Source organism: Pigmentiphaga sp., from assembly GCF_033795525.1.
In the GTDB taxonomy this organism is placed as follows: Bacteria; Pseudomonadota; Gammaproteobacteria; order Burkholderiales; family Burkholderiaceae_B; genus Pigmentiphaga.
The window spans coordinates 537,059-553,510 of sequence record NZ_JARYGM010000002.1 but is presented as its reverse complement, the minus strand read 5'-3'; the positions used below and the strand labels follow the sequence as shown (position 1 = coordinate 553,510).

The 16,452-nt window shown below is 66.3% G+C and carries 14 protein-coding genes; 7 read left to right on the top strand and 7 right to left on the bottom strand.

Annotated features, from left to right (window positions below; translation table 11 throughout):
* Positions 1-47: 47 nt before the first annotated feature.
* From QHC78_RS07335 to QHC78_RS07315, 5 genes are all read left to right on the top strand, one after another.
* On the top strand, positions 48-509 hold the full coding sequence (locus QHC78_RS07335; protein ID WP_319743222.1) for a hypothetical protein: 462 nt from the start codon (positions 48-50) through the stop codon (positions 507-509).
* Between the two features lie 135 nt (positions 510-644).
* Entirely contained in the window at positions 645-1,367 is a 723-nt protein-coding gene (locus QHC78_RS07330) for a response regulator transcription factor (RefSeq protein WP_319743221.1), read from the top strand.
* Positions 1,364-3,040 (top strand): FecR family protein, encoded by a 1,677-nt coding sequence (locus QHC78_RS07325; protein ID WP_319743220.1) that lies wholly within the window; start codon positions 1,364-1,366, stop codon positions 3,038-3,040. The genes QHC78_RS07330 and QHC78_RS07325 overlap by 4 nt, the downstream gene beginning before the upstream one ends.
* Positions 3,041-3,043: 3 nt before the next feature.
* Positions 3,044-5,362, top strand: a complete 2,319-nt coding sequence (locus QHC78_RS07320; RefSeq protein ID WP_319743219.1) for a CHASE2 domain-containing protein — start codon at positions 3,044-3,046, stop codon at positions 5,360-5,362.
* The gene (locus QHC78_RS07315; RefSeq protein WP_319743218.1) at positions 5,359-6,561 is read left to right on the top strand and encodes an MFS transporter; all 1,203 of its coding nucleotides are present in this window, start codon (positions 5,359-5,361) and stop codon (positions 6,559-6,561) included. The genes QHC78_RS07320 and QHC78_RS07315 overlap by 4 nt, the downstream gene beginning before the upstream one ends.
* On the opposite strand, the gene QHC78_RS07310 is transcribed toward QHC78_RS07315, so the two are convergent.
* Positions 6,534-8,438, bottom strand: a complete 1,905-nt coding sequence (locus QHC78_RS07310; RefSeq protein ID WP_319743217.1) for a choice-of-anchor I family protein — start codon at positions 8,436-8,438, stop codon at positions 6,534-6,536. The genes QHC78_RS07315 and QHC78_RS07310 overlap by 28 nt on opposite strands.
* Before the next feature lie 155 nt (positions 8,439-8,593).
* On the opposite strand from QHC78_RS07310, the gene tadA reads away from it, so the two are divergent.
* Entirely contained in the window at positions 8,594-9,094 is a 501-nt protein-coding gene (tadA, locus tag QHC78_RS07305; protein WP_319743216.1) for a tRNA adenosine(34) deaminase TadA, read from the top strand.
* A gap of 53 nt (positions 9,095-9,147) precedes the next feature.
* Positions 9,148-10,059 (top strand): LD-carboxypeptidase, encoded by a 912-nt coding sequence (locus QHC78_RS07300; RefSeq protein WP_319743477.1) that lies wholly within the window; start codon positions 9,148-9,150, stop codon positions 10,057-10,059.
* A gap of 14 nt (positions 10,060-10,073) precedes the next feature.
* Here QHC78_RS07300 and mnhG read toward each other — a convergent pair whose 3' ends face one another.
* The 6 genes from mnhG to QHC78_RS07270 are packed head-to-tail and all read right to left on the bottom strand — an operon-like array spanning position 10,074 to position 16,191.
* Positions 10,074-10,535: a monovalent cation/H(+) antiporter subunit G gene (mnhG, locus tag QHC78_RS07295; RefSeq protein WP_319743215.1), complete on the bottom strand. Its 462-nt coding sequence runs from the start codon at positions 10,533-10,535 to the stop codon at positions 10,074-10,076.
* Positions 10,532-10,810 carry a K+/H+ antiporter subunit F gene (locus QHC78_RS07290; protein ID WP_319743214.1) on the bottom strand — a complete coding sequence of 93 codons (279 nt, stop codon included), beginning with the start codon at positions 10,808-10,810 and terminating at the stop codon, positions 10,532-10,534. The genes mnhG and QHC78_RS07290 overlap by 4 nt, the downstream gene beginning before the upstream one ends.
* The gene (locus QHC78_RS07285) at positions 10,807-11,298 is read right to left on the bottom strand and encodes a Na+/H+ antiporter subunit E (RefSeq protein WP_319743213.1); all 492 of its coding nucleotides are present in this window, start codon (positions 11,296-11,298) and stop codon (positions 10,807-10,809) included. Before QHC78_RS07285 ends, QHC78_RS07290 begins: the two co-directional genes overlap by 4 nt.
* Entirely contained in the window at positions 11,295-12,941 is a 1,647-nt protein-coding gene (locus QHC78_RS07280) for a monovalent cation/H+ antiporter subunit D (protein ID WP_319743212.1), read from the bottom strand. The genes QHC78_RS07285 and QHC78_RS07280 overlap by 4 nt, the downstream gene beginning before the upstream one ends.
* On the bottom strand, positions 12,941-13,285 hold the full coding sequence (locus QHC78_RS07275) for a Na+/H+ antiporter subunit C (RefSeq protein WP_319743211.1): 345 nt from the start codon (positions 13,283-13,285) through the stop codon (positions 12,941-12,943). The genes QHC78_RS07280 and QHC78_RS07275 overlap by 1 nt, the downstream gene beginning before the upstream one ends.
* Positions 13,276-16,191: a monovalent cation/H+ antiporter subunit A gene (locus QHC78_RS07270; protein WP_319743210.1), complete on the bottom strand. Its 2,916-nt coding sequence runs from the start codon at positions 16,189-16,191 to the stop codon at positions 13,276-13,278. The genes QHC78_RS07275 and QHC78_RS07270 overlap by 10 nt, the downstream gene beginning before the upstream one ends.
* Positions 16,192-16,452: the final 261 nt, after the last annotated feature.

Genomic DNA, 16,452 nt, shown 5'->3' with positions numbered 1-16,452 from the left:
CGTGCCGGCCTCGCAGGGCGGGGCCTTTTGCGCAAAAGGAGTCAGGCATGAGTACTCACAGCAAGCACTATGCGTCCAGGCTCGCCATGGTTGCCCTGGGCGCCATTCTGTTGTCGTCCGCCCAGGCGGCCTCCGGCCCGGAAGCCGCCTATAAAGAAGAAGTGGCCCGCTGCAATAGCGGGAAATCGGGGCAGGACCGTGCTACTTGCATGCGCGAGGCGGGCGCGGCGTTGCAGGAGGCGCGCCGTGGCCGCACTGGCGGCGCGGCGGATGCTTCCGCCTATGAGCGCAACCGCACCCAGCGGTGCAATGCCTTGCCGGAAGCCGACCGGCCGGCGTGTATTGCACGGGTAGAGGGGCGAGGCACCGTTACCGGCAGCGTCGAGGGCGGCGGCCTGCTCAGGGAGTACCGGGAAGTGGTAACACCGGCTCCGGCATCCCCCGCGCGCCCGTCCGGCCCGTCCGGCCCCACGACCCCCGGAGCAGGTAGCAGCCCCGGAATGCGCTGAGCACTGTCCGGACCGACAGCCCGCCAGGGCTGCGGCCCGGCAATAGTCTCACCGGAATTATTCGGTAACACTTGGCGGCACGCGATCGACCCCCGTTATAAAATGCGGCGGTTTTGCATCGATCTTGGGGGCCACGTGCGTATCGCCATACTGGAAGACGACCCGGCACATGCCCGGATCATAGAAAAGTCGTTGGTCCAGGCCGGGCATGATTGCCAGCTGTTCGAAGACGGCAGGGTGATGCTGCGCGATCTCCATCGCGAGAGCTACGATATGTTCGTGCTCGACTGGCACGTGCCCCACATCGAAGGTCCGGAAATCCTCGGCTGGATACGCCGCCACCTCCCCCCCCACATGCCGGTGCTCTTCGTTACCAGCCGCGACGAGGAGCAGGACGTCGTCGACGGCCTGCAGGCCGGGGCCGACGACTACATGGCCAAGCCCATCCGCCCCTTCGAGCTGCAGGCACGGGTCGCGGCGCTGTTGCGCCGGGCCTACCCCGAATCGTCGCGCCCCGCCCAACCGGGGATAGGCATCTACGCCTTCGATCTCCATCGTCGGGAGGTCAGGTTCAAGGGCCAGCCGGTGGAGCTCAAGCCCAAGGAATACGAACTCGCCCTGTTCCTGTTCCGCAACCCGGGGCGGCTCCTGACCCACCAGCATCTGCTCGAGGAATTGTGGGGTACCAGCGTCATAGACACCCGTACCGTCACCACGCACATGTCGCAGTTGCGCCGCAAGCTCGACCTGCGGCCGCATAACGGCGTACGGCTCGTGCCGGTTTATGGCCTCGGCTACCGTTTCGAGGTCTTGGACGAGCCCCAAGCCGCGGACGCATCCTCCAACCATTCAATATGACTCCTTTCCGTAGCATGGGTGCGGGCATCCGCGCGTCCGCATGGACGCTCGCGGTTGCCGGCTGGTTGGCGGCGCCATTCGCGCACGCCCAGGATGCCGGTCCGCTGCGTCACCAGGTACGCGCCGGCGATACCTTGTATGACTTGGCACAGGCCTATCTTGAAGATCCTGGCCAATGGCCGGCGCTGGCGCGGGCCAACGGCAACCCGAATCCATACCGGCTGCAGCCCGGTTCCGTCATCCTGGTCCCCGACGACTTGCTCCGCCGTAAGCCAGGCGGTGCGCGCGTCGTGCACGTCTCGGGTGATGTCCGCTACACCACCCGCAGCGGGGCGACCGGGTCGCTCGAGCGGGACATGCGCTTGATCGATGGCGACCGCATTGCGACCGGCAGCGGCGGTTTTGTCACGCTGGAGATGGCCGACGGCTCCATCGTGCGCGTGGCTGGCGAGTCTGAGCTGGGCCTCGAGCGCTTGAAATACAGCGTGGTCAAGAAACGCGCCGAAACGTCGATGACGCTCGATAAGGGGAGGGTGGAGTCGCGCGTGGCGCCCCAAAGGCCTGCGGGCGGCCGCTTCGAGATCGATACCCCGTTGATGGCTGCAGGGGTGCGCGGCACCGAGTTCGGTGTTTCGGTTCAAGCAGGTGGCGCGGCGACCAGCGATGTCTTGCACGGCGAAGTCGAGCTGCGGGTCTTGCGATCGGGAGCAAGCTCCCGGGTACGGGCCGGCGTCGGCGGAGCGGTCACGGCGGAGGCCCCGGAGGCAACGCTGGCACCCTTGCCTGCCGCGCCGGATCTCTCCGGCGTGCAGCCCTTGCAGCAGCGTCCGGTCGTGGACCTGGCGTTTCCCCCGCTCGAGGGCGCGGTTGCCTATCGCGCTTTTATCTGGCCCCAGGGTACGGCCGAGCAGGTCGCGGACAACCTGGTAAGCCGCGAGCCGCGGGTGCGTTTCGCCGGACTGCAGGATGGCGCCTATCTGGTACGCGTCAGCGGGGTCGACGCGCGAGGGATAGAAGGGCACCCCACGATCAAGTCCATCGAGCTGGATGCCCGACCCGAGCCTCCTGTGACCCTCGCGCCGGAAGATGGCGGCCGGACCGACCGGCCCCACGTCCTGTTGCGCTGGGCCGAGGTCGGCGACGCCGTCGGCCATCGCCTTCAGGTCTCGCGCAACGAGGCATTCACGGATCCGATCATCGACGAGACGATGGGGCCCGAGACGTCACGGGAACTCCAGGGACTGGCCTCGGGAACGTATTACTGGCGGATCGCGACCATCGTCCGGGGCCGGGACGGCCAGCCGGATCCCGGCCCCTTCAGCGAAGCACGCCGGTTCATGGTACGGCTGCCGGTCGGGACGGGCCTGTCGGTCTACCAGGAAGACGAGAGCGTGACCTTGCGTTGGGACGGCGAGCCGGGCCAGGCATATCTCGTCCAGATCGCGCCGGATACGGGCTTTGCCCAGCTCGCGACGGAGTACCGGACGGAGCGGCGGCAATGGTCCCTGCGGGGTCTGCCGGCCGGCGAGTATTTCGTCCGCATACAAGCCACCGATACCGATGGGTTCGTGCGCGAGTTCACCTCTCCGCAGCGCTTCCGGATCAACCGTTTCGTTCGTAGCGGCACGGGTTCTCTGCGCACCGGCGACGGCCGGGAAGTGCACCTTCGATAGCGCATGGACACTCATCGGCCTCGCCCGCTGGTGCAGGGCGCCGCGGTGGCCGCCGGCTTGTGCCTGGCGGTCGTCCTTGGCTGGCAGAATGGCCTGGGCCGGTTGGACGCGGCTTTGTATGACCTGTTCAGCAGGTGGGGCGCGCCGACGCCGAGTCCGGAGATCGTGCTGGTCGCCATCGACGAACGGAGCCTGGCGCAGGTGGGGCGTTGGCCATGGAGCCGGGACCAGCAAATCGACCTGATCGAGCGTATTTCGGAACAGGCCCCGGCCGCTATCGGCATCGACCTGCTGCTGTCCGAGCCTTCTCCGGATCCGACTGTGGACCAGCGGATGGCCGAGGCCATCCAGCGCAGCGGCAACGTCGTGCTGCCGGTGTTCACCGCCCGGCTCGGACACCAGGAGATACAGGCCATGATGCCGGTACCTCCGCTGGCCCAGGCGGCCCGTGCCCTTGGCCACGTATCGATCGAACCGGACCCGGACGGCGTCGTGCGCAGCGTTTACCTGAAGGAGGGCAGCGGCACGCGCCATTGGGACCATTTCGGGCTGGTGCTGTTGCGTGTCGCCGGGGCCGCCATGCCGTCGCCTCTGCCGGGCAACCGGGCGCCGGAACCCGCAGGTGCGCCGCGTCCGGGAGTATGGTGGCGCACGGATTGGATCCAGATAGCCTATGCCGGGCCTGCCGGGACTTACCCGGCGATCTCCGCGGCCGACGTACTTGCAGGCCGCTTGCCCGATGGATTGCTGAAGGGGCGCATCGTGCTGGTCGGTTCGACCGCCGCCGGACTTGGAGACGTCTACCCGACGCCGTTGTCGGTGCACCAACGGTTTATGCCGGGTGTCGAAATCTCGGCCAACGTCGTGGATAACCTCGCCTCCGGCACCGCCCGCAGCATGGCGTCCCCGTGGATGGCCGCGGCGTTGACGCTGATCCTGGTGGGCGCAGTCCTGCCGGCGCTATGGCTATTGACGCCGGCCTGGGCGCTGGCGGCGTCGACCGCCGGTGTCGCGGCCGCGCTTGCGGTGAGCGGTGCGTTGCTGATAGGCGAGCGTCTCTGGTTTGCGCCCGGTGCTGCGGGCTTGTCCATCGTCCTGTTCTATCTCGCGTGGAATTGGCGGCGGCTCGAGCATGCGGCGAACTACCTGGTCGACGAGTTGAGGCGGCTGCGCCAGCATGGAGCGGTTCCCGCCGACGAGGGACAGGGGAGGCGAGGCGACCTGATCGATCGCCGCATTCGCGACTTGGCCCAGGCGACCGGGCGGCTGCGCGACATGCAGGCCTTCATGTCGTCGGTCATAGAAAGCCTGCCCGACGCGGCGCTGGCGGTGGCGGAGGATGGTCGCATCCTGCTCGCCAACGCGGCCGCCCAGCGCGATTTCGGGCAGGCGGGGGCCGAAGGGGCCAGCATGTCGCGCCTGCTGCGCCGGTTGACCTTGATCACGGGGGGGCCACTGGATTGGCCCATTCCGATCGCGCCGCACCAGTCCGTCGAGTGCCGCGATGCCGCCGGGCGGGCGTTCCTGTTCGAGTATGCGCGCTGCGCAGGATTGGGCGGGGCGGCGCCGGCGTGGATCGTCACGCTGGTGGAGATCACTGCCCTGCGCGACGCCGAGCGCAAGCGGGACCAGGCCTTGCGTTTCCTGTCGCACGATATCCGTTCGCCCCAGGGCGCCATCCTGGCCTTGCTCGATCTCTACCGAAGCGACCCCAGCGAACTGTCGCAGGAAGAGCTCCTGGAGCGTATACGGCGCTACGTGTTGCGCACGCAGGCCTTGGCGGAGTCGTTCGTCGAACTCGCCAAGGTGGGCACCGTTCCCCTGAGGGCCGAGCCCGTGGATGGCGTGGACCTCATGCTCGACGCCGCGGACGAATGCTGGAGCCTGGCGCAGGCGAAGGGCATCGAGCTTGCGACCGATCTGCCGGATGAGGGCGCCTTCATGGCCGGCGACCGCAGCCTGCTTACCCGTGCGCTGGTCAACCTCATCGGCAACGCCGTCAAGTACAGCCCGCCGCGCAGCCGTATTGATTGCCGCGTTTTCCTGGCCCAAGACCATTGGTGCATGGCGGTGCGCGACCGGGGCCGCGGTATCGCGCCGGAAGACCAAGGCCGCTTGTTCCAGGAATTTTCGCGCATCGGTACGCCCGGAGCCCCGGCCGTCGAACCCGGATTCGGTCTTGGGCTTGCCTTTTCCAAGGCCGTTGCGGAGCGGCACGGCGGGCGCATCGAGTGCGAAAGCGCGCCCGGGCGGGGCAGCGAATTCCGCATGTTCCTGCCTCTGGCCGCCGCCCATCTGCAACATGCCAGCGAAGAACAATGACAGCGACTTCCTCTTCCTCGTCCTCGCCATCGGGCTTGCAACTCTTGCCGCTGGTTGCGATCGTCTTCTCGGGCTTTCTTGCCGTGGGGCTGCCGCTTCCCGCGATGCCGCTGCATGTCAACGGGGTCCTCGGCTACAGCCCACTGGTCGTCGGCTGGGTCATCGGGCTGCAGCCGCTGGCAACCATTCTGACGCGAAAGTTCGCTGGTTCGTACGTCGATCGGCATGGTCCGAAACAGGCCGTGCTCGTGGGCTTGCCCATGGCTGCCGTGGCGGGATTGCTGTATGTGGTTTCAGCCTTGCTCACCCCGTCTTCCTTGTCGCTCGCGATACTCGTCCTGGGGCGGATTCTCATGGGGCCGGCGGAGAGCCTGTTCCTGACCGGCACCATGACCTGGGGAATCGGCCGCGTGGGACCGCATCGCACCGGCCTGGTCATGTCGTGGCAGGGGATCGCAATGTTCGCCGCCCTGGGCCTGGGCGCGCCGGCCGGCGTCGCGATCATGCAAGCCATGGACTTTCTCGCAGTCGGGCTGGCGACCATTGCGTTTCCGCTGGCCGGACTCGCCGTCGCCGCGTGCGTGCCGCCTGTACCCGTGCCTGGCGGAAGCCGGCCACAAGCGTCGTTCCTCCGCGTCATTGGCTTGATATGGCGGCAGGGCGCGGCTCTCTCGCTGGCCTCGGCGCCCTTTGCCGTGCTGACAGCCTTCGTCGTGCTGTACTTTGCAAACCGCGGATGGCATGGCGCCGGCCTGGCGATGACAGGCTTCGCCGCCGGCTACATACTGGTGCGGCTGTTCTTTGGCCGATTGCCGGACCAGCTCGGCGGGCGCAGGGTGGCCGCGGTTTCGCTGGTTATCGAAGCCTTGGGCCAGCTCCTGCTATGGATGGCGCCGACGCCTGCGTTTGCGTTGGCCGGCGCCACCCTTACCGGCGTAGGATTCTCGCTGGTTTTTCCGTCCATGGGCGTGGAGGCCATGCGGCGAGTGCCCCCCGAGAGCCGGGGGGTTGCGGTGGGCGGGTTCCTCGCCTTCGTGGATGTGACCTCGGCCGTGACGGGGCCGCTCGCAGGCCTGCTGATCGGCGCCTACGGCTACCCCGCGGCGTTCCTGGCAGGACTCGTCGCCTGCCTGGTGTCGTTTGCGGCCGTGGTCTTCGGGCTCGGCCCGGTTTACTCCAGGACTCGCGAGACTTCGTAGACCGCGGTCGTGCCGCTGACCTCGTGGCCGACGATCAACAAAGGCTGTTGCGTCGGCGACTGGTCCGCAGGCACGAATTTCAGTCCTTCGGGGCCCAGGTCTCCCATGGTGGACAGGTTGTCGTCCGAGGGTTCATCGGCCCAGTCCGCGCGGGTGTTGAAGTAGTCCACGAAAGCCGGGGCCAGCGGATCGGTAATGTCGTAGACCATCACGCCGCCCATGCGCTCGAGCCCGACGAAGGCGAAGGTCTTGCTGCCCATCACGCCGATTTCAACTCCCTCGGGTTCGGGCCCCTTGGCGTCGCTGCGGCTGTCGAGGGTGCCGGCTTCGTCGTGCCCGGAGTTGAAGTAATCCGCGCAGGGAATGTCGCGATCCGGTCCGAGCTTGCAATCGTCGCTGGCCAGCAGCCGTTCGAATTGGGCACCGGAATCCCAGACAAGCTGGCCGTTCTCGTCCCAGATAGAAAACGAGCGGCCGCCGTAGGCATACAAGTGGTCGTACATGACGCGGTCGCCGTTGGCGTCTTCCAACCCCTGCGCATTGAATCTGACAGGGTTGCCGAATGCGTCTTTGCGATAGCCCAGGGTCCACGAGATCTGCAGGCGGCCAAGGATGTCGTCATCGCGGCACGCGCCCGGATCGCCGGCGGTGGCGCCGCAGTAGGCGAAGGTTGCCGGATTCAGCAGCGCGCCGGCAGCCAGCGCGTCCAGCTGCGGCGGCAAGTCGTCACCGCGCCGGCGGGCGAAGCCGTTGGCGTGAACCAGGTGCTTGACGCGGAACTCCTCCACGAAGCCCTTGCTGGCATCGCCGGCCCAGTAGGCGTCGTTGTCTTCGCCCCATGCCCGGGCATCGCCTTCGTTGGCGGTGACGAGGTAGGTCTTGCCGCCGGCTGCGTAGGCGGCGATGGCGTCGGGCAAGTACATGCCTCGCACACCGGGGAACGCGCGGATGTCTATCTTGGCCGGCTCGTCGCTGGCATCGAGCGCATTGGCATCCTGCCCGTGATCCTTGTATCCCAGCGGCAGGATGTCCGTGACGGTCGCCGCCGCAATGTCGATACGCGCAAGCGCATTGTTTTCCTGGAGGGTCGCCCAGGCCGTCTTGCCGTCCGGTGCCACCGCAATGTACTCGGGCTCGAAATCCTGGGCGGCCGAGGCGTTGGGGCCGTAGATGCGCACGCCTTGTTCTCGCAACTGGGCTTCCTTGCCGTTCCAGGCCGAGAAGTCGGCGACCCGCGCCACGGGCGAGGCGGGATCGGAGATGTCGATGATGCTGATCGAGCCGACCGGGTCGGTCTGGTAGTCGTCGCTGGGTTCGCCCTCGTTGGCTACCAGCACGGTCTTGCCGTCGGGCGTGAAGGTCAGCATGTCGGGCAGGGCGCCCACGCCGACCTGGCCCAGCAGTGCCAGTGTGTCGGCCCGGTAGAACGCGGCATAGCCGGGAGCCGTCTTCTCGGCAGCCTGGATGGCGACGGCGACGATGCCATCGTGCACGGCGATGCTGTTGATCTCTGCATCGGCCGCGATGGCCGAGGCGTCGAGCGTGCCGATGTGCTTGGGGTTGGCCGGATCGTTCAAGTCCAGCACGTCTACCACGCCGTTGCGCGCATTGACGATGAATCCCCGTTTGCTGGCAGCGTCATAGGCAGGGATTTCCGCGGCGCTGACATTGAATTCCCCGGCAGAATAGCGGCCAAGCAGTTTCAGGCTGATGGTCTTGGGCGTCGGCTCTACCGCCGGCGGCGGGGCGGGGGGCGTCGAAGAAGACGGGCCATCGTCGCCGTCGCCCAGGCAGGCGGCCAAGGGCAGGACGAAGGCCAGGGCGCACAGGGCGCGCGCAAGACGTGTCCTGTGCAAAGACGGAAGGGCGGAAGTCATCGTGTCGTGGGACCTGGAGTGGACAAGCACCCGATCATGACGAGGTAACATGACAGTCATATGTAAGCAAAGGTACGGCGTACCGCCGGACCGGCGGGATGCGCCAGCCGCGGCCGCGCGCAGGGTAGAATGCGCCGGTCCTTCTTCTAATATTCATGTCCGAATCTCCCGACACCCTTCTGATGCGGCGGGCGCTGGCGCTGGCCGAGCAAGCCTGGCGCGAGGGCGAGGTACCGGTCGGCGCGGTGGTATGCGATGCGTCTGGCCGCATCATCGGTGAAGGTGCCAACCGGCCCATAGGCAGCCGCGATCCCACGGCCCATGCGGAAATCCAGGCGCTCAGGGCGGCCTGCCTGCACGCCGGCAACTATCGCCTGCCCGGGGCGACCCTTTATGTCACGCTGGAGCCTTGCGCCATGTGCATGGGGGCCATGCTGCACGCCCGTCTCGCACGCGTGGTGTATGGCGCCGCCGATCCCAAGACCGGCGCCTGCGGCGGGGTAGTCGACCTGCCTGCGCTGCCTGCGCTGAACCACCAGACGCGGGTCGAAGGCGGTGTATTGGGCGACGAGTGCGGCGAACTGCTGCGGGCATTCTTTCGTCAGAAACGCGAGGCGGCGCGCAATGTGCGGCCTCTTTCTCCCGAGTCTCCATGAATCGACGCCGTATTACTCCTGCCGCAGCCCCCATCCACGAACATGCCGACGCCATGCCACCCCTGGGAGGCCGTCCGGGCGTTTATCTGGTGTCCCCATCGGGCGCCGTGCCCGAGCCCGACGCCATCGCGCGGGCGCGCGCCAACCTCAAGGCGCTAGGATTCCCCGCGGTGCTCGATCGCAGTGCGCTATTGCGCCACGAGCGCTTCGCCGGAACCGACGAGCAGCGGCTGGCAGCGCTCGACCGGGCCGTTGCACACAAGCATCCCATCGTCATGGCGACCCGAGGCGGTTATGGGCTCTCGCGGCTATTGCCGCGCATCGACTGGCGCGCGATGGCCGACAGCGGCAAGCGCTTCGTGGGTCACAGTGATTTCACCTTTTTCCAGCTTGCCTTGCTAGCCAAGACCGGTGCCGTCAGCTATGCGGGCCCCATGGCAGCCTTCGATTTCGGCGGCAAGCGCGTGGACGACCTGACGTCTGCCTTGTTTGCCGAAACCATGCGGGGCGAGCTCGAGATCCTGAGCTTCGAATCAGCCGACGCCGACGCGGTCGATTGCCGTGGGGTCCTGTGGGGCGGCAACCTGGCGGTGCTGGTGTCCCTGCTAGGTACGCCGTATTTCCCCCGGACGCGCGGCATCCTGTTCCTGGAGGATGTCAACGAGCATCCGTACCGGGTGGAACGCATGCTGGTGCAGCTGGCCCAGGCGGGGGTGCTGGCCAGGCAGAAGGCCATCGTGCTGGGCGCATTTACCGATTACAAGCTGACGTCCCATGACGACGGCTACGACTTGGCGTCTGTCGTGGCCTGGCTTCGGCGTGAAGTAAAGGTGCCTATCGTACCGGGGCTGCCTTTCGGCCATGTAAGGACCAAGGCCACGCTGCCGGTGGGAGCGCGGGTAGGCCTGGCCACGGAAGATGGCATGGCCTACCTGGTTCTGGCAGAGCATTCCCACTCCCACTAATAGGGGGGCATACGCTACGGGCGCGTGCCGGCGTCTCCTGCCGGCGGTTCGTCGTTCCCGGGATCGTCGTCGGCGCTTTCGGTCCTGTCGCTGATGTCGTCGCGCTCGAAGCTGACGGGCCGGTCCTTCGGGCCTTCACCGCGCATGGGTACGTCACCGGAAGTCCGCCTGTGACGGTACAGGGCCGCCCGAGCCAGCATAAGGGTAGTAGCGGGTACGGTCAGCGTCAGCAGCGCGGCAATCAATAGCTCGTGCAGGGCCGCTCCCTCGGCAGTCATGCTGAAGTACAGCATCGAAGCCAGCAGAATGAACACCATGCCCATGGTTGCGCCCAGCGTCGGGCCGTGCATGCGCTGATAGAAATCCGGGAACCGCCACAATCCCAGGCAGCCGACGAGTGTCAGCAGGCCGCCCGCGACCAGCAGCAACGAGACCAGGATCTCGGCCCACAAGGGAAGGATCATGCCGTTCGTCATTCGATCACCTCGCCGCGCAGCAGGAACTTTGCCAGGGCGACCGAGCTGACGAAGCCGAGCAGCGCAATGGTGATGGCCGCCTCGAAGTACTCGGTGCTGCCAAAACGTATGCCCAGCACCAGCAGCATGAGCATGGCGCTGATGTACATCGTGTCCAGGGCCAGGACGCGGTCCTGTGCCGCGGGCCCCTTGAGCAGGCGCAAGGTAGCCAGCAGCATGGCGGCCGCAATGCACAGCAGCGAGAACAGGCTGGCCCATCCAAACAGCGGCGTCATTGGAAAATCTCCATCAGCGGTTTCTCGTAGCGGTTCTTGATGGTGTCGATCCAGTACTGCTCGTCGTCCAGGTCCAGCACGTGGATGGTGATCGAGCTGCGGTCGTCGGCAAGTTCGACGCACACCGTGCCCGGAATGGCGGTCAGGATGATCGCGAGCGTGGCCACGCCGTGCGGGTCTTGCAGCGCAAGGGGCAGCCGGATGAAGCCCGAGTTGTCGCGCCGCTCCCGGGAGGCCAGGATGACGCGCGCCACGTCGATGTTGGACCGGATGCTGTCCACCAGGACGATGCCCAGCAGCCGCAAGGCCGTGCCGGGGCGGCGCAGGCGCGCCTGCACCGGGCGCAGGGATGCGGTCCAGAGCGGCAGTGCGATGGCCAAGGCCGCGCCCAGCAGTATGTGGCCGGGCGAGACGGACTGGTTCAGCAGCAGCCACATCGCCAGCAGGAATACCGAGATGAGCGGCCAGGGGACGAGACGTTTGATCATGGCGCGGGTCCTCGGCGATGATCGACCTGGCGGGCGGCCAGGACACTGCGCACGTAGGCTTCCGGCTGATGCAGCGCGCGCGCCGTTTCATTGAAATAGCGCATGGCGGGCTGGGCTTGCACCATCAGCACGATGCCAAGCACCAGCCAGGCAGTGACCGGAAAAACTTCGATGACCCGCAAGCGGGGCGGGGCGCGGTCGGTCGGAACCCAGAATGCGCGTATACCGATGCGGGTGAGCGAAACCACGGTCGTCAGCCCGGAGGCAATCAGCAGCGCGAGCAGCACCCAGGCAAGCGCGGGCTCCGGACTGCCGATCTCCGGTGTCAGGCCGTCGGGATTCAGGATGGTCGTCAGCAGCGCGAACTTGGCCACGAAGCCGGAGAGCGGCGGCAATCCCGAGAGGACCAGCGCGCAACCGATGAAAGCCAGTCCCAGAAAAGCCATGGCCGCCGGAATGGCCACGCCTACTTCGGTGCTGCGCATTTCCTCTTCCGAGTTGGTGCTCCGGTCGAGCCCGAATGCCTCCAGCGTCACGGCCAGCAGGTCGGCGCCGAACGTGCGGCTGCGATCCATCAGTTCCTGCAACAGGAAGAAAGCCCCCAGTGCGAGGGTGGAGCTGACCAGATAGAAAAGCGCGGCCGCCGTCACGCTTTCCCGGCCAAAGCCTATGGCCGAGAGCAAGGTGCCTGAAGAGATGATGACGGCGAAGCCGGCTAGCCGGCCGGTATTCTGCGATGCCAGCATGCCCAGCGTGCCGAACACCAGCGTGGCCAGGCCGGTGTAAAGAATCCATGGCTGCACGAACCCGCTGGAGGCCCCGGCGTTGGCGCCGAACATCAGCAGCGATAGCCGTAGGATGATGTACACCCCGACCTTGGTCATGATGGCAAACAGCGAGGCTGCCGGCGGGCTGGCCGCGGCGTAGGAAGGGGGGAGCCAGAAGTTGAGCGGCCAGGCCCCGGCCTTGATCAGGAAGGCCACGCCGAGAATGGCCGCGCCGGCCTCCATCAGCATCCGGTCCGCGTCGCCGACCTGGCCGATCCGCACCGCGACGTCGGCCATGTTGAGCGAACCCGTTACGCCGTAGATCAGGGCCACGCCGATCAGGAACAGCGACGATCCAGCCAGGTTTACCGCGATGTAATGCAGCCCGACCTTCACGCGTTGCGGTCCGGAGCCATGCAGCAACAAGCCGTAGGAAGCCGCCAGCAGAATCTCGAAGAACACGAAGAGGTTGAAAAGATCGGCCGTGAGGAACGCGCCGTTCAGGCCCATCAACTGAAGCTGGAACAAGGGGTGGAAATGCACCCCGGCGCGGTGCCAGCGCGCCAGTGAATACAGCAAGGCTCCAAGCGCCATGATGGCCGTGAGCAGCAACATGACGGCCGAGAGGCGGTCCAGTGCCAGAGATATGCCGAAGGGCGCGGGCCAATTGGCCGCGAGATAGACCGCAACCTGTACCTGCCCGGCGGCGGCCTGCCGCAGCAGCATGATAGCCACCGCGAGCAGGACGAAGGTGGCCAGGACGTTGACGATGGCCTTCAGGGTTGCCCGGCCTTCGCCGAGCAGCAGCATGACCCCGGCTACCAGCATGGGCAGCACGATGGGGACGATCATGAGGTGGTCGTGCCAGGAAAGCATCAGTCTTCTCCCTCCCGGCCGTCGACGTGGTCGGTGCCGCTGAAACCACGCGAGGCGAGCAGGACCACGAGGAAAAGCGCCGTCATCGCAAAACCGATCACGATGGCGGTCAGGACCAGCGCCTGGGGCAGAGGATCGGCGTATTCCGCGATCTCGCTGGCGCGGCTGGCCCGCAGGATGGGGAGCTGGTCTACCGAGAGTCTGCCCATGGAGAAGATGAAAAGATTGACTGCGTACGACAACAGCGAAATACCCATGATGACCTGGAAGGTCCGTGGCCGTAGCAGCAGCCAGATGCCGGATCCTCCCAACACGCCGATGGCCAGGGAAATGATCAGTTCCATCGCGCGCCTCCTTTGGAAAGGTCGGCCTCGGTCTGGTGGAGGGTCCGGTGGCTGCGGATGGATTGATGGCCTAGGGCCGTGAGGATCAACATCGTGGCTCCCACGACCAGGGTGAACACGCCAAGATCGAAGAGAAAGGCGCTGGGCAGATGGATCTCGCCCAGCAGTGGCAAATTCACGTGCGCGGTATGGGAAGTCAGGAACGGATAGCCGAACATCCAGGCTCCCATTCCCGTCAGTACCGCGAACAACAAGCCCAGACCGATCCAACGTTGAGGGTGAAGACGCATCTTGGATTCGACCCAGGCGGTGCCGCCGACCATGTATTGCAGAATGAAGGCCACCGATAGCGTGAGGCCGGCAGCGAAGCCGCCTCCGGGAAGATTGTGTCCGCGCAGGAACAGGAAAGCGGCGAACAGGGCAATGATGGGCAGCGCAAGGCGGATGATCACCGAGGGCAGCAGCATGTAGCCGACAGCCGGATCATCGCCAGCGCCGGCCGCGGCATCGGTCTTGCCCTGGTCGATCTGCTGGTGCGGCAGCGGAATGCTTTCGGGGGCGGGCCGGAACCGGCGCAGCAGGGCATAGACCGTCAGCGCGACAATGCCCAGCACGCAGATCTCGCCCAGCGTGTCGAAGCCGCGGAAGTCCACCAGCAGGACGTTGACGACGTTGGTGCCTCCGCCCTCGGTCAGGGCGCGCTCCAGGAAATAGTTTGAGATGGTATCCGGATACGGGCGGGTCAATACCGCGTAGGCGAGCAAGGCCATACCGGCCCCACCCGCCACGGCGATCGCGAGATCGCGCGCCCGGTGCAGCCATGCCCGGGCCGGCACGCGTATGCCGAGCTCGGCGGGTTCCTTGCGGCGCGGCAGCCAGCGCAAGCCGAGCAGCAGCAGGATGGTGGTGACGACTTCCACCAGCAGCTGGGTCAGCGCCAGGTCCGGTGCCGAGAACCAGACGAAGGTGATGCACGTGATCAGCCCGGCGCCGCCCATCATGATGAGCGACGCCAGCCGGTGGTACTTCGCCTGGTAGGCGGTGCCGATGGCACAGGCAACGCCGATGAGCCAGAGGAGGGCGAAAGTGGGGTCCACTGCCGATGCCTGGGCGGCGGGAAGCAGGACGGGCCTGCCGTACAGCGTGACTCCCGCCACCAGAATGGCGAACGACACGATACCCAGCAATTGCAGCTGGAGACCCCGCGCGCCCAGGCTGTTGGTGAGCCGATCCGCCAGCCAGGTCGTGAAGGACATGAAGCGCTCGAACGCGCGCTTGCCATTGAACTTGTAGAACAGCGGCAGGCGTTCGACCGTGCTGAGACGCAAGGTCTTTTGCAGGATCATGTAGAGCGCCGACCCGCCGAGCAGCGCCACCAGGCTCATGACCAGCGGGAGGTTGAACCCGTGCCAGATTGCCAGGCTATAGGAAGGCACGGCTTCGCCCAGGATGGCACGCACGGCGGTGGCCAGGAAGGGGGCGATGGTATAGCCGGGCAGCACCCCCACGGCCAGGCACAGGAAGGCCAGGACCTCGGCGGGAAAGCGCATCCATCGCGGCGCCTCGTGGGGCGTGCGGGGCAGGTCGTGGGGCGGAGGGCCGAAGAAGACATCGTGCAGGAAACGCCAGGAATAGGCGACGCTGAACGCGCCCGCCACGGTTGCCGCGATGGGCAGGGCGTGGCTCATGCCGACGGCATTGCCCACGACTACCGCTTCGGTAAAGAACATTTCCTTGGAAATGAAGCCGTTGAGCAGCGGCACGCCCGCCATGGCGGCGCCGGCCACCATGGCCAGGGTCGCGGTAATGGGCATGACGCGGGCCAGGCCGCTCAGCCGCCGGATCTCCCGCGTGCCGCACTCGTGGTCGATGATGCCGGCGGCCATGAACAGCGATGCCTTGAAGGTGGCATGGTTCATGATGTGGAACACCGCAGCCACCAGCGCCAGCGGACTGCCCAGCCCGAGCAGCAGCGTGATGAGGCCCAGGTGGCTGATGGTGGAATAGGCCAGGAGGCCCTTGAGGTCCTGCTGGAAAATGGCCGTGTATGCGCCCAGCAGGAGCGTGCACAGGCCGGCGCCGCCGATGATCCAGAACCACTCTTCGGTCCCTGCCAGTACCGGCCAGAGGCGGGCGAGCAGGAAGACCCCGGCTTTGACCATGGTGGCCGAATGCAGGTAGGCGGATACCGGAGTCGGGGCCGCCATGGCGTGGGGCAACCAGAAATGGAAAGGGAATTGGGCGCTCTTGGTCAGCGCGCCCAGCGCGATCAGCACCAGCGCGACGGTGTAGACCGGATGCGAGCGGATCAGGTCGCCCGAGGCCAGTACGGCATCGAGGTCATAGCTGCCCACGATGTGGCCCAGCACCAGGATGCCGGCGAACAGGCAAAGGCCGCCGGCACTGGTAACGGTGAGGGCCATGCGGGCGCCGCGCCGGGCGTCCGGCCTATGATGCCAATAGCCGATCAGCAGGAAGGAAACCAGGCTGGTCAGCTCCCAGAACAGCGCGAGCTGGATCAGGTTGCCGGACATGACCACGCCCAGCATGGCCCCCATGAAGGCCAGGAAGAACGAGAAAAAACGCGGGACCGGATCCTCGGGCGACATGTAGTAGCGTGCGTAGAGCACGACCAGCAGTCCGATGCCGGTAATCATCAAGACGAAGATCCAGGCCAGCCCGTCCATGCGCAGGACGAAGTCCAGGCCTAGCGAGGGAAGCCAGGGAATCTCGTAGCGGATGACCTTGCCGTACGAGACTTCGGGATAGAGCAGCGCAGCCTGTACTGTTCCCGCCAAAGCGACCAAACCGGCAAGCCAAGCCTCCCGGTTGCGTGCATTGGCAGGCAGCAAGGCTGCCAATACACTGCCGGCGAAAGGAAGCAGGAGCAGGGTCAGCAAGGACATAAGTGGCGGTCACTCTCTCTTATTGATAAGTATTGATGCCCCCGGGCTGCAAAGCGAAGGGGCCCCGGCCACGTCCGGCGCACGTGGCGCCGTCCCCGCTGGGCGGCGTCGTCCGGAGTGTGTGCCTGGGGGCGAGCCGCGTGCCGGCCGCAGTACCGGCTGTGCGATTCGCCGCCCAATGGTAGCAAACCGGAAGCGGCCCGATGGGCCGCGGCGCGCGGTGTCGAGCACCCGCAGGCAATTGTGTAAATATCCGGGTCA

What these genes read in the sequence shown, in the direction of transcription:
- QHC78_RS07335 (WP_319743222.1), top strand. Translation starts at nt 48, where the DNA reads ATGAGTACTCACAGCAAGCACTATGCGTCCAGGCTCGCCATGGTTGCC.
- QHC78_RS07325 (WP_319743220.1), top strand. Translation starts at nt 1,364, where the DNA reads ATGACTCCTTTCCGTAGCATGGGTGCGGGCATCCGCGCGTCCGCATGG.
- QHC78_RS07320 (WP_319743219.1), top strand. Translation starts at nt 3,044, where the DNA reads ATGGACACTCATCGGCCTCGCCCGCTGGTGCAGGGCGCCGCGGTGGCC.
- QHC78_RS07315 (WP_319743218.1), top strand. Translation starts at nt 5,359, where the DNA reads ATGACAGCGACTTCCTCTTCCTCGTCCTCGCCATCGGGCTTGCAACTC.
- QHC78_RS07310 (WP_319743217.1), bottom strand. Translation starts at nt 8,438, where the DNA reads ATGACTTCCGCCCTTCCGTCTTTGCACAGGACACGTCTTGCGCGCGCC.
- tadA (WP_319743216.1), top strand. Translation starts at nt 8,594, where the DNA reads ATGTCCGAATCTCCCGACACCCTTCTGATGCGGCGGGCGCTGGCGCTG.
- QHC78_RS07300 (WP_319743477.1), top strand. Translation starts at nt 9,148, where the DNA reads ATGCCACCCCTGGGAGGCCGTCCGGGCGTTTATCTGGTGTCCCCATCG.
- mnhG (WP_319743215.1), bottom strand. Translation starts at nt 10,535, where the DNA reads ATGACGAACGGCATGATCCTTCCCTTGTGGGCCGAGATCCTGGTCTCG.
- QHC78_RS07290 (WP_319743214.1), bottom strand. Translation starts at nt 10,810, where the DNA reads ATGACGCCGCTGTTTGGATGGGCCAGCCTGTTCTCGCTGCTGTGCATT.
- QHC78_RS07285 (WP_319743213.1), bottom strand. Translation starts at nt 11,298, where the DNA reads ATGATCAAACGTCTCGTCCCCTGGCCGCTCATCTCGGTATTCCTGCTG.
- QHC78_RS07280 (WP_319743212.1), bottom strand. Translation starts at nt 12,941, where the DNA reads ATGCTTTCCTGGCACGACCACCTCATGATCGTCCCCATCGTGCTGCCC.
- QHC78_RS07275 (WP_319743211.1), bottom strand. Translation starts at nt 13,285, where the DNA reads ATGGAACTGATCATTTCCCTGGCCATCGGCGTGTTGGGAGGATCCGGC.
- QHC78_RS07270 (WP_319743210.1), bottom strand. Translation starts at nt 16,191, where the DNA reads ATGTCCTTGCTGACCCTGCTCCTGCTTCCTTTCGCCGGCAGTGTATTG.